Source organism: Providencia sp. PROV114 (genome assembly GCF_032704305.1).
Taxonomy (GTDB): domain Bacteria; phylum Pseudomonadota; class Gammaproteobacteria; order Enterobacterales; family Enterobacteriaceae; genus Providencia; species Providencia rettgeri.
Genome location: NZ_CP120528.1, coordinates 3,007,046 through 3,019,791 on the forward strand (window position 1 = coordinate 3,007,046; position 12,746 = coordinate 3,019,791).

11 protein-coding genes are annotated in these 12,746 nt (G+C 41.6%); 3 read left to right on the forward strand and 8 right to left on the reverse strand.

The window, feature by feature from the left end:
• Positions 1-44 precede the first annotated feature (44 nt).
• Positions 45-290: a cold shock domain-containing protein CspD gene (cspD, locus tag P3L37_RS13405; protein ID WP_004909408.1), complete on the forward strand. Its 246-nt coding sequence runs from the start codon at positions 45-47 to the stop codon at positions 288-290.
• A 77-nt stretch (positions 291-367) separates the two neighbouring features.
• On the opposite strand, the gene P3L37_RS13410 is transcribed toward cspD, so the two are convergent.
• The 8 genes from P3L37_RS13410 to P3L37_RS13445 all read right to left on the reverse strand — a co-directional run bounded on the left by P3L37_RS13410 (position 368) and on the right by P3L37_RS13445 (position 9,843).
• Complete coding sequence (locus P3L37_RS13410) at positions 368-1,315, reverse strand: DUF1177 domain-containing protein (protein ID WP_272667328.1); 948 nt, start codon at positions 1,313-1,315, stop codon at positions 368-370.
• Positions 1,316-1,552: 237 nt separating this feature from the next.
• Positions 1,553-2,305 carry an IclR family transcriptional regulator gene (locus P3L37_RS13415; RefSeq protein ID WP_109911022.1) on the reverse strand — a complete coding sequence of 251 codons (753 nt, stop codon included), beginning with the start codon at positions 2,303-2,305 and terminating at the stop codon, positions 1,553-1,555.
• A complete protein-coding gene (locus P3L37_RS13420) occupies positions 2,302-3,135 on the reverse strand; it encodes a nitrilase-related carbon-nitrogen hydrolase (protein ID WP_109911021.1) in 834 nt (277 codons plus the stop codon). The genes P3L37_RS13415 and P3L37_RS13420 overlap by 4 nt, the downstream gene beginning before the upstream one ends.
• A gap of 10 nt (positions 3,136-3,145) precedes the next feature.
• The gene (locus P3L37_RS13425; RefSeq protein WP_272513421.1) at positions 3,146-3,328 is read right to left on the reverse strand and encodes a hypothetical protein; all 183 of its coding nucleotides are present in this window, start codon (positions 3,326-3,328) and stop codon (positions 3,146-3,148) included.
• A 30-nt stretch (positions 3,329-3,358) separates the two neighbouring features.
• On the reverse strand, positions 3,359-4,492 hold the full coding sequence (locus P3L37_RS13430) for a purine-cytosine permease family protein (RefSeq protein ID WP_272667329.1): 1,134 nt from the start codon (positions 4,490-4,492) through the stop codon (positions 3,359-3,361).
• A 423-nt stretch (positions 4,493-4,915) separates the two neighbouring features.
• Entirely contained in the window at positions 4,916-6,859 is a 1,944-nt protein-coding gene (gene macB, locus P3L37_RS13435) for a macrolide ABC transporter ATP-binding protein/permease MacB (protein ID WP_109911020.1), read from the reverse strand.
• A 2-nt stretch (positions 6,860-6,861) separates the two neighbouring features.
• Positions 6,862-7,968, reverse strand: coding sequence for a macrolide transporter subunit MacA (macA, locus tag P3L37_RS13440; RefSeq protein WP_109911019.1), 1,107 nt, complete (start codon positions 7,966-7,968; stop codon positions 6,862-6,864).
• A gap of 210 nt (positions 7,969-8,178) precedes the next feature.
• Positions 8,179-9,843 carry an ATP-dependent nuclease gene (locus P3L37_RS13445; protein WP_109911018.1) on the reverse strand — a complete coding sequence of 555 codons (1,665 nt, stop codon included), beginning with the start codon at positions 9,841-9,843 and terminating at the stop codon, positions 8,179-8,181.
• A gap of 402 nt (positions 9,844-10,245) precedes the next feature.
• On the opposite strand from P3L37_RS13445, the gene P3L37_RS13450 reads away from it, so the two are divergent.
• Together P3L37_RS13450 and P3L37_RS13455 are read left to right on the forward strand one after the other, a co-directional pair.
• On the forward strand, positions 10,246-11,145 hold the full coding sequence (locus P3L37_RS13450) for a lysine exporter LysO family protein (RefSeq protein ID WP_004909390.1): 900 nt from the start codon (positions 10,246-10,248) through the stop codon (positions 11,143-11,145).
• Positions 11,146-11,196: 51 nt separating this feature from the next.
• Positions 11,197-12,678 (forward strand): DUF2867 domain-containing protein, encoded by a 1,482-nt coding sequence (locus P3L37_RS13455; RefSeq protein ID WP_004909389.1) that lies wholly within the window; start codon positions 11,197-11,199, stop codon positions 12,676-12,678.
• The last annotated feature ends 68 nt before the right edge of the window (positions 12,679-12,746 follow it).

Genomic DNA, 12,746 nt, shown 5'->3' on the forward strand with positions numbered 1-12,746 from the left:
ACATTACTTTAAACGCAAATATTGGTAAATCTGAAGGATGAAATATGGAGACGGGTATCGTTAAGTGGTTCAATAACGCAAAAGGCTTTGGTTTTATTTGCCCGGCTGATGGCGGAGAAGATATTTTTGCTCATTATTCCTGTATTCAAATGGACGGTTACAGGACACTAAAAGCTGGCCAGAAAGTTCAATTTAGTGTGACTATTGGCCCAAAAGGTAATCATGCAGACCTCATTGTTCCTATTAACACTGAGGATGTCCCAGACAACATTACCGAATTAAATCAATAGCTCAGCAATAGAGCACAGTTAATTATTTTAGTAATACTGACAACACTAATAATTAACTGTGACTATTTATCAATTAATCACTTCTTTACTGCACCATTGCCCGCGGTTTGCAGGTGCGACATATCACCATATAGTGACGTTAATAAATCATACTGTTCAACATCATAAAACGCACATTGCTTTCCTGTGAATGCTTTAGCCACTTCTATCATAAATTTCACTGTCGCTGCAATGTCAATCTCATGGCTAGCCCCTGTAGAACAACCAGGCACCACCGTTTCTGAGCAGATAGCGACGCCAACCACAGGCGCAGATGTAGATACTGCAGGTTGTAATATACTGTTGATATGATGCAGGCCATTACCATATGGCGTGATATCTTGAATTGACAACGGGAATGTCACCGCTTTTTGGCCACTGCTCCACTCCATCAAACGGATTAAATCCTCTGATACAGGTAAAATATAGCCATTTTTTACCGTTGGAGACAGCGCATACCCTTTATGATTGAGTAAACGATTTCCCTTTGTGGTATCTACAGACAAAATAGCATCCGCTTCAGGGATAGCTTCATGTTGATTCATCGTGGCATCTTCAAGGGGGGAGTCCATGAAATCAACAGGTGTATGCGGACGTGTTGGCGCATTGGGGCAAATATGTGTCGTGATCACGACATCGCCGAGTAGCCGATCGCCCTTTTCATGCATTTGTGCCAGTTTAAGCGCTGCTGCAAGTGCGGCAATCGCACCGTCTGCATCAGAGACAACACCAATTCGAGAAGGCCTAGCACCAATTCCGCCTAACCGCCCGATGATCCCCAGCGTTGGCGCATCTTTATGGTGTGATTTACCTTGTGTTCCTGGAATAAGAATACGAACAAAATCGCTTTGCCCTTTGTTATCCTTAACCGTTTTAGACATGACTTCAATGTGTGGGAAATCTTGGAACAATGCAACAATGTCTTCACCTTTAACACTAGCGCAATCGATTAGCTCATATAGGCAAAGAGTTTGTTTTAGACTCATTGTACTTCCTTTAATTTTTTTTATGGGAGTGAAGAGCTACTTTGAGGTTAACTTGCATAAAATAGCGAGTTAACCTCATTTCGCTCTAGATGGAGCCTCACGTAATTGAGGTTCCACTTTTCCTGATGAAGGCGTATTCACGCACTTAAAATACTAACAATATAAATATTTATAATTTACTGATTACTTCTACTACCTACTTCTTACTACTGATTGCTTTTATGACACGAAATAAGTTCATGACTTATTTATGCTTTTTTGCAACCAATATGGGTCACCCACCATACAACCAAGATAAGCGGCTTTATGGCAAAGACTCTTGGATAACAGCGCCATAACCTCATCATTCATTTGCGTCGCAGGCAAACTTAAACACAAGGCATATAACGTATTTTGCGCTGGGTCGAACACCGTGCTAGATATGGAAGCGACTCCAGCAACGGATTCATCCATCGAAAATTCCCAGCCGCGCTCAGCCACTAAATCCAAACGCTCAACTAATTTACCGCGCTCTTCTTTGGGTTCACGGTCAATAATTTTTGACCGCTCATTTAGCGGTAACCTTGCTAATAATGCACGCCCCGTTGACGTTCCCAGTATAGGTAAACGTGTCCCCGGTTGAGTAATCACTTGCAACATGCTATTGCCAAAGCGTGCATGAACGACACGAACCATATCATCGTCAAGTGCTGACACATAACTGGTAAAACCGCTATCTTTCGCAAGTTCATCAAGCGCTTCAAGCATCATATCGATTAACGGATTCATTCCCCTAGCTCGATGCGCTAATTCCATAATCAGCAAACCTGGCCGATATATCGGTGCATTGTTTTTCTTTTCTAGCAACCCAAGCTCTGCCATTTGCTTTAAAAGGCGGGAAGCCGAGCTTTTAGGCATACCTAATTCATTAACCAACGTTGTCACAGTCAGCTCATTTCCAGAACGCAGGAACAGTTGGTAAACGTCAACAACGCTAGATAAAATACTCATGACCCTAAACCTTGGGTTAATACACTGTAGCTTTGTGGCTTTCTATCTCTCAGATAAGGCACTTTTAAGCGGGTATGGGCTTGGTTTAAAAAATCAACCTCACCAATTAATAGCGCCTCACCCTCACAGCTGGCTTCACAAAGTACTTGGCCGCGAGGACCTAAAACCTTACTACCACCAAATAAATGCAAATCTTCTTCATGACCCCAACGGTTCACTGCAAGTAAGTGAGTTCCATTTTCTAATGCACGACAGGCACTGTTAATATCCCAGACATCTCGGTCTTGAACACACCAAGCTGAAGGAGCTAATAACAATTCGGCACCTTGTAATGTTAAAATTCGTGCGACTTCGGGAAAGCCCATGTCATAACAAATCATGATACCGATTTTACCAATCGGTGTTTCAAACACAGGGAAACTATCACCGCGTCCAAACCACTGTTTTTCTAGTCCAAAAGCATGAACTTTACGGAAAACACCACTGATACCCTCGCATCCAGGGTTCCAAACACCGACAGAGTTATATATATCGCCTAAATATTCACCGCGCTCAACAAAACCGCTCACAATAGTGATATTTAGACGAGTAGCAAGCTCGCTAAATAGCGTATAAGTTTCACTTCCGATAGAATCACTTAAATCCCACAACTTAGTGGTCAGTAAGTCGCCACGGTAACCTGTTGTCGCCAGTTCAGGAAAACAGATCAATTTTGCTCCTGAATCCGCGGCTTGTTGGCACAACTGTGCCATTCGTTGCAAGTTATTGGTTTTATTGCCTAGTTCTGAATCAAACTGAGCCAGAGCAACTTTAACTTTTGTACCTGACATTGTTTAATCCTTAATCTAAATGAGAGACTTTGCGAAAGTGTACCGTTTCAACACCTTTCGCTTTCGCCTGCCAGCGCATGCCTATCCAATAGGCTACTGCACCAGTAATCAAAGAGTTAAGCGCAGGGATACCATAGTCAGCGTGCAATGGACCTAATTCCGAAGTTCCCCATCCAACAGCTACGGCAATCACCCACACAACTAAGGTAACAGGGTTATATGCTTAACAGCTTGGTGGTAATATGCCTTGCTCTCGAGTGATATCTAATTCTTTGCGATCACGCTTCAATAAATAATAGTCAACAACCATAATCCCTGCGACAGGCGGGATGGCTATTCCTAAGTAAATTAAGAAACCAATAAAGTTATCTAAGATCCCTAACATTGAAGCAATTGTGCCGAAGATACCAATCACCCACGTTAAATAGCGGCGGTCAAAGCGCTTATTGAAGATGGCATTTAGCAGTGTTGAAAAACCTAAAGATGACGAATACAGATTGATGTCATTCATTTTTATTGTCGAGAAGATAACAATCGATGCACCTAATAGGCCAGTCAGTGCCATCATTAAATCAAATACTTGGCTTGTACGTAATGATAATGCCATTAGTACCGCTATCATATTGACCAGTAGCTCACCAAAAAATGTGCCGATGAGAGTCATCCAAAACACATCTTTAGGCCCTTTCATAAAGCGGCTGATATCGGGTGTTGTTACTGCTGCAATAATAAAACCACCAGCAACCATTGTGATGGCCGCAGGCATAGTCATTAATGGCCCGGCGGGTTCAGTGTCATTGATAAGTGTACCAATATCTTGACCTGATAATAAATTATATGTCGCCCAGCCTAACGCGAATAAAAATAGCGGCGTTGAGATATTGGCAGTAATAGATAAAAATCGATACCCATATACTGTTATAACCGTCACCGCAATACCTGTAATAAGTGACCAAGTCCCTGGTGTTAGCACATTAGTCGCTTTATACATTCCATCCGCAAAGAAACCATTTTGGACGCCAAACCAGCCCATTAAGGAGATAGCAATCGCGCCACCAATGAGAGCTGAGCCTAACTTACCAAAACCCGCCCACCGAGACAGTAGGCTGATCGACATTCCTTCACGGCACGCAGCCGCTCCAAGCCCCCAGCTGACAACCTGTAAAATTACAGAGCCAAGCATTGTTGCCCAAAACGCCTGCCAAAAAGTTAACCCATACCCAAGAGCTGCACCTAACATCACTTGTGAAACACAAGCTAGCGCACCAATTCGTAGAATTAACACTTCATAGAACGGTCTACGAGCACTTTGGGGTACTCGAGCCAAAGAATAATCTTCACCTGCTTTATTCGCCATATCGCACCTGCTGTGTGGTTGTCTTTGCTTAGTTTTTACTGGCTTTATTATAAGTTCCATTATATGGAACTAGGTTTCATTTATTCTACAAGGCAAATGATATCCATGATCGATACCAATTCGCAAGCAGAATTTATCTTTTCAGATAGTTTTTTATTATGAAATATTTTGAGAAACGAGGGAATATATAGATTGAAAAAAATATTATCAGGAAATGAAGGAGTTAAAAATAACGCATTTAATTAGCAGAATTTATTTGAGGAACTCGGTTCCAATAAATGAGACTATTCTTGAGCAGATATCTCTTTCACGTTAGCATTTAATGCCTTCTATATATCTTCTGCACCAAACCCTGTGATGCAGAAGATACACAGTAATTATTTAGGTTATAAATGATTAGGTTATAAATGATTAAGCTATAAACTATTCCCTCGCTAATGCGTCAATTGGGTTTAAGCGAGCCGCATTTCGCGCAGGTAAAAAGCCAAAAATAATACCAATGGCTGTTGAACAAACAAAGGCACTGATTAATGCCACAGGATCAAAAGAAAAAGTCCAGCCCGGTAGCGCCATTTGAGCCAATAAACTAATTCCATACGATAAGCCGATTCCCATCAGGCCGCCCATTAAACATACCAGTACGGCTTCGATGAGAAATTGCTGCATCACATCGCTGGTTCTAGCCCCTACCGCCATACGAATACCAATTTCTCGTGTCCTTTCTGTCACAGAAACCAGCATAATATTCATCACACCAATACCCCCGACTACTAATGAAATGACAGCCACTAGTGTGAGGAATAACTGCATAGTTTGGGTTGTTTTCTCAGCCGTTTTAATAAAGGTATCTAGGTTATAGGTAAAAATATCTTTCTTACCATGACGCAATGTCAATAAGCGGATTAGTTGCTGCTCCGCTGTTTTAGCATCATAGCCCTCTTTAACCCGCACAGTGATACTGTCGTAGTATGGCCGGTTAAGCACTTTACTATTTACCGTGGTGTCTGGTAACCAAATGGATAATGACTTATTCGAACCAAAAGCCGATTTTTTTTCTTCAAGTACACCGATGACCGTTGCTGGCATATTACCAATAAGTAAAGTTTCGCCAATAACATGCTCTTGCTTAGGAAAAAAGCGGCGCTTGGTGTTAGCATCAATGACCACCACTTGAGCTCGTCTGTCCGCCATATCTTGAGTAAACCCCATTCCTTCTGAAAACTTCCAAGCATAAACATTAAAATAATCACGCCCAACACCTGAAAGTTGAGCTGATGCATCTAAATTGCCTTTCCTTAACCGAGTTGAGCTGTTCAACTCTCCAGAGACAGCGTGGACATAAGGCTGCTTAGCAATCGCGTCAATATCCAAAGATTTTAATGATTGCCTATTTTCTGCATCGTCACTCCCGAAATCTTTCCCGGGATAGATAGAAATGGTATTGGTTCCGATCGATTTAATATCATTGAGTACCATGCCCTGCGCCGCATCGCCAATCACCATAATTGAAACCACAGAGGCAATACCAATAATAATCCCAAGCATCGTTAGCAGCGTGCGCATTTTATTGACAACCATGGCACGCCAAGCCATCAGTAATGCCTCACTAAATCGGCCATACATTTGATTTAATGTGAGTTTCCTTGCGGGGGCTTTTGGTAATGAATTTGCACGTATCGAGGCTTTACTCCCCGAATCTTTCAAAATTTCGCCATCTTTAATTTCTACGATACGTTCCGCTTGCTGAGCAATTTCGGGATCATGAGTAACAATAATCACTGTATGCCCTTGGGCACAAAGGCCTTTTAAAATACTCATGACCTCTTCCCCCGAATGGCTATCCAGCGCTCCTGTTGGCTCATCCGCAAGAATTATCTGCCCGCCATTCATTAGGGCGCGAGCAATACTCACGCGCTGTTGTTGCCCGCCAGACAACTGACTTGGACGATATTCAATTCGCTCTCCAAGCCCTAAACGCTGTAATAGTTGGGCGGCTCGTTCACGACGTTGGTTTTTACCCGCTCCTGCATATACCGCAGGTACCTCAACATTTTGCTCCGCACTTAAATGGCTTAATAAATGGTAGCGTTGAAAAATAAAACCGAAATGTTCTCGACGCAATTCTGCCAATTGGTCGTTATCTAATGTTGCAACACTTTGGCCATCAATACAGTAATTCCCTTCTGTTGGTTTATCTAAGCACCCAATAATATTCATGAGTGTGGATTTACCTGAACCAGAAGCACCTATAATCGCTACCATCTCACCTGCATTAATTTGCAGTGAGACATTTTTTAAGACCGTAACTTGGTTTTCACCTTCCCCATAGCGGCGAGTGATCCCTTGAAGATCAATTAACGCAGCCATAGTTAGTATTCCGCCTCGTTGTGCCCAATGACCACTTTGTCACCTTCATTTAGGCCTTTGGTAATTTCCACATACACATCGTTTCGACCACCAATTTCAACTTGTTTTTTCTCGACTTTATTGCCTTGCAGAATATCCACTTCATAGGTTTGTGGTGAAATTTCATTACCTAATGCAGATAGTGGTAGCAATAGCACATTCTTACGTGAATCTAATTCAATCGTGACCTGAGCGGTCATTTGTAATTTCAACAAATGTTGCGGGTTAGGCACCTCAAAACGCGCATAATAGAAAATGGCATCATTAATTTTTTCAGGAGTTGGCAAAATATCCTTTAATTGCCCAGCAAATTTTTTATCTGGAGCCCCTAGAACAGTGAAAGAAGCATCTTGACCGGGTTCCAAATAAATTACGTCGGCTTCAGAAACTTCGGCTTTCACTAGCATCGTGTCCAAATCCGCAAGCGTTAAAATTGTTGGTGCTTCTTGGGCAGCAATAACCGTCTGTCCCTGTAGTGTTTTAATAAAGGTGACAATACCATCCATTGGTGCCGTAATTTGCGTATATTTTAGATTTGTTTTTGCCGAATCTAGAGTGGCTTGGTTACGCTTAATTTGAGCTTGATAAGTGGCGACTTGCGCTTTTTTTACTTCCACATCGGTTTTAGCTTTATCAAGTTCTTGTTGAGAAACTGCTTGCTGTTTTGCTAGGCTTAAATGACGCTGATAAGTCACTTGGGCAAGACGCAGCTCGGCTTGAGCTAATGATAAATTGGCTTCGAGCTCACGTGTTGTTGCCTCAGACTCAATAACATCATTTTGAGCTTTTTTCGGGTCAATAACCGCTAATAAGTCACCTTTTTTAACATAATCACCCTCTTTGACATACAGCGTTTGCAGCTGCCCACTCACCTGAGCGCCCACATCGACTTTACGTACGGCATCAAGTTTCCCCGTTGCCAGTACTTGTTTATCTAAATTGCCTCGAGTGACATCTACGGTTTGAAAAACCTCGGCTTCCTCACGATTAAAAAGAAACCCAGCGGTGATTAGGGCAACAATAATGATTGCCAAATAAATCGGCCACTTTTTCTTAGGCTTTGCCTTCATGTTTACTTGCTTCCTATGAACAAAAAGAGGGCTTTGCCCTCTAAGATCGCTGACAACGTGTAAAAAGGAGGTTCCAATTAGTTGTCAGCTAAAAACTAATGATCAAATTATATATCACTTAAGTTATCAATTGATTCAACATGTGATAAACCTGAAAGAACCATTTCTTAATAATCAATCAACAACAAGTAATATTTCTCGATATCACGATTAATTTGCTTTCCCCCTTGCCAACCATGCCACGCGAGAAAACATACTTTTCAATTGCAGCGGAATGCTGTCTGGCCCTAATTCTGCGGCTCTATTTACAGTAGCTAGCGCTAAATCTGGTTTCGATGTACGAGAAATCGCCTTAATAATTACACGTCTGGTTGAAACCTTCGCATTATCTGGAATATCCGCAATTTCATGATAAAGGCTTCTAAACCCTTCACGATATAGGAAATGTTCCATATCTGGTGCGGGGAGCATCGTTAACCTATCTCTATCTGAAGAGTTAATTTTGTTGGCATAATGAGTCGCTGTTGCTGCATACTTGCGCCCCGCCTCATCACCATCGGTTAAAACATGCCATTCAATACCCATTTTATTGGCAAACTTCAGCAATGGTTTCAAACCACTTTGTGCAAATGCAATAACTTTTATTCCTTCAGTTTCAAAGTAATAGTTACACTGGCGCGAAAATTCATTCATCAACCAAATTTCCGTTTCCCCTTCCACTAATAACCAGCAGCGAGCAAACAGCGCTGATGGACGATTAAAGCGAATATGGAAAGAAATTTTACGTAATTCTTCAGCACTTAAATCATTTTCACTCAATCGATAAGCTGAAACTTTATTGGTATTGCGCACCAAACGACACAAATCTTCCAGAGGTGCTAATGAAAGCAACTCCCCTGAGTTCGTCGTGGTAATCCGCTGTAGAGAAAATAGGCTAAATAACCCCCATGCGATGGAGAGCATAATCGGGTGTAAGCGCGTTTCTGGATCTTCAACGATAATCAATGGCCGTGCATGTTTATCTAACTGAATATTACCTTTTGATTGTAATAACGAAGAAAACATTCCTAAGATAATTAATCGAATATTGCGTTGGTTTGGTTTTGCGATTAAACGGCTAATATTATCAAGTGCTTTCCACCCGCGCTTGCGCGGTTCTATATTGACAATTGAGTTATCCAGTTTTATAAGATGTGCGCTCTGCCCTGAAAAATAATGACTGAGCAGCTGTTGCATTGCATCAATACCATCACCAAGGTCCTCATCACTTAAACATTCAGGATTATTAACCAATGCATGGGTTAATTCTTTAATGCGGACGTTGAACAAATCACGTAAATCTTTTTGGCCTGTAACAATAGTTTCAGTGTTAAGTGTATGCAAAAAGCGGGCATCTCGCAGGCGAATAACCGGATACAACCTAATAATTTCTTTAATGTATTTACCTACATTATCCAAAGAAAGTTTATTACCACCTGAGTTCAAAAAGTTTTTATCTACAACAATCGTGTCATCATCTCTCAGCTCTGCACTAACACGATAGAAAATATGTTTAAGGCCATCTCCGTTATCGACCCAAACAGAGTTAAGATTATGAAAACGATATGATTGATGACGTCCTTTTCGGCGTTCACAAAATTTTAGAACAATCTGTAATGAGCGGTAACGCGATTCATCGTTCCCTGCTGGGTGATGAAAGTCATGAAGGCTGAATTGGTAATCTGTATGCTCAGGGGAAAGAAGAAGGTCAAGTGCGTCCAGTAAACTTGATTTTCCCCAAGAATTCTCACCGACTAAAACCGTACTATTATTCAGTTCTAAAGAAAGCCGGTTAATTCCTCTAAATCCGTATATTTCCACACGTTCCAGGTACATATTACTCTCCTTGGAAGATTTTTAATTCACCCTCAATATTATTAGTTTTCATTACATACCGGGTGATTCCGTCAATGAAACAGACTAAAAGACACTATTTAGAGCTTACCGATTAAGCGCCTTTATTACTATAAATATGTAAGCAAAATAAAAATACTTATAACAAAACAGCGAACTGTGTTGAGCATCTAATTACAGTGTTATAAAATAGTAAAACTTTCATTTTTAGTGTTTTTGACCTATTTTTCTTTCTTTAGCCAATAAAAAAATTTTATAACAATAAGTTCTTTTAGCACAGGGCGCTAAATCAGGTTTATGCTTCGATAACCTAAATAAAAAAGATAAGCATAACCCTTTGTTTACATTAACCTAGTCGATGGGATAACCTTTAAGGAAACGGCCATGTATTCAGGACTCTTAATTATTCTTCTACCGTTAACACTCGGTTATCTTATTCCTATTAAAAATAAACGTATTCTCCATCGAGTTCATCAATCCCTGAATTCAATGGTATATGTTATTTTATTTTTAATGGGAATTACCCTCGCACTGCTTGAAAACTTAAGCGTTCACTTATTTTCTATTTTAATTTATGCAGTTACCTTTTTTGGTTGCATATTTTCATTGAATGTAATCTCACTGTTATTGCTCGATAGATTTGATCCATGGAGAATTCCGCAACATAAACAAGAAAAGCCACCTTCACGAATCAAAATGGTTCTCGAATCTTTACAGCTATGCGGTGTGCTACTGCTCGGATTTGCCGTTGGCTTGACGCATTTTGACTTTCTACACTATGCCGACAAAGGCAGCCAACTGGCGTTAATGCTATTGTTATTACTTGTCGGTATCCAGCTACGCAATAGTGGCATGAGCATCAAGCAAATTTTAATCAACCGCCGTGGTACCACCATCGCGTTTGTCATGGCAATCAGTGCGTTAGCTGGTGGCGCGTTAGCTGCATTTTTACTCGATCTTCCGGTGAAAATGGGGCTAGCGCTGGCTTCTGGCTTTGGCTGGTACTCATTAACAGGCATCGTACTTACCGATGCATATGGCCCAGTCATGGGAAGTGCGGCTTTTTTCAATGACTTAGCAAGGGAACTTGCTGCCATCATGCTCATTCCTATTATTATCAACCGTTACCGCTCAACGGCTCTTGGCATTTGCGGTTCAACATCAATGGATTTTACATTACCTGTTTTACAACGCAGCGGTGGAGTTTCAATTGTCCCTGCCGCCATAGTTCACGGCTTCGTACTTAGTCTAATTACGCCAATTCTTATGGCCTTCTTTACATAGGTAAAATTTCAGTCACAATAGCCGTTAATTTGCGTGAAACAGGAAATTAACATGACAGATAAACAACGTGTTTTAGTGTTGGGCGCTAGTGGCTATATTGGTCAGAATTTGATCCCTAAACTCATTGAGCAAGGATATGACGTAACAGCAGGTGCTCGCCGTGTTGATTGGATGCTATCTCAAGGCTGGCAAGATACCCAATGCATTTATGTGGATCTTCACGACCCCGAAACATTAAAAGGTGTCATGGAAGGCATCGATATTGTTTATTTCCTCGTTCATAGCATGGCTGACCAAGCCAATTTAGTCGAACGTGAGCGCGCAGCCGCTCGCAATGTGCAACAAGCCCTTGAAGGCTCAAGCGTTAAACATGTTATCTATCTCAGCGCATTACAACACGGGCATACCTATTCACCACACCTAATAGCACGGCGTTTAACCGGTGATATTTTACGTGAAAGCCAAGTCCCGGTTACTGAAATTCGTTCATCAATTATCGTTGGCTCTGGTTCTGCCGCATTCGAAATTATGCGCGATATGGTCTACAACTTAGCGATTTTAACGCCACCACGCTGGGTTCGCTCTAAGTCGTCACCTATCGCTCTGTCGAATATTTTGTATTATTTAACGCAACTGGCAAAAATACCAACAACCGAAAACCGAATTTTCGATGCGGGTGGCCCTGAGTTTATTAGCTACCAAGAACTATTTAAACGCTTTATTAAAGTCAGTGGTAAACGGCGTTTACTTATTCCCATTCCGATCCCCATCAGTATGATCTCTGTGCATTTCATCAGTTTGATCACCTCTGTGCCACCGTCAATTGCTAAGGAGCTAATCCAAGGCTTGCAGCACGACCTCCCGGCAGATGATAAAGCGTTACGAGAACTGATCCCACAAACCTTAATTTCTTTTGATGATGCTGTTAGAACCACTTTAGCTGAAGAAGCCGATGCCGTTGATAACGCAGATTGGGGTTATGACCCAGAAGTCAGAAAACGTTGGCGTCCTGGTTATGGCTATTACCCAAAACAAGCGGGAGCAACCCTTGGAACAACGGCCAGTTCAGAATCGCTCTGGTATACAGTGCAACAGATTGGCGGAAAAAACGGCTACTTCTATGCCAATGGTCTGTGGAAAACCCGCGCCATCATGGATGATATGATGTTGAATAAAGTGAAATATGGCCGCCCCGATCGTGAACAGCTCCAACTCGGTGATGAGATTGACGGCTGGCGCGTGATTAATCTTGAGCCTAATAAACAACTTAGCTTGTTATTTGGTATGAAAGCGCCAGGACTTGGCCGCCTAACTTTTACTATTCATGATAGCGGAAACCGCCGTTCAATCGATGTTCGGGCATGGTGGCACCCTGCTGGCTTTTGCGGTCTACTCTATTGGTTTGCCATGATGCCTGCACATTTATTTATTTTTAAAGGCATGGCAAAACGCATCAGTGAGCTAGCTTATGAGCGGGATAAACAACTCGCTAAACAACAGCAAGCAGAGCAACTGACCGTTAAATCAGAATAAATTTAGCGTAAAAACCAAATTTTTATGCATAAATTATTGCATAAATATGCTCGTAGGATTAATATCGC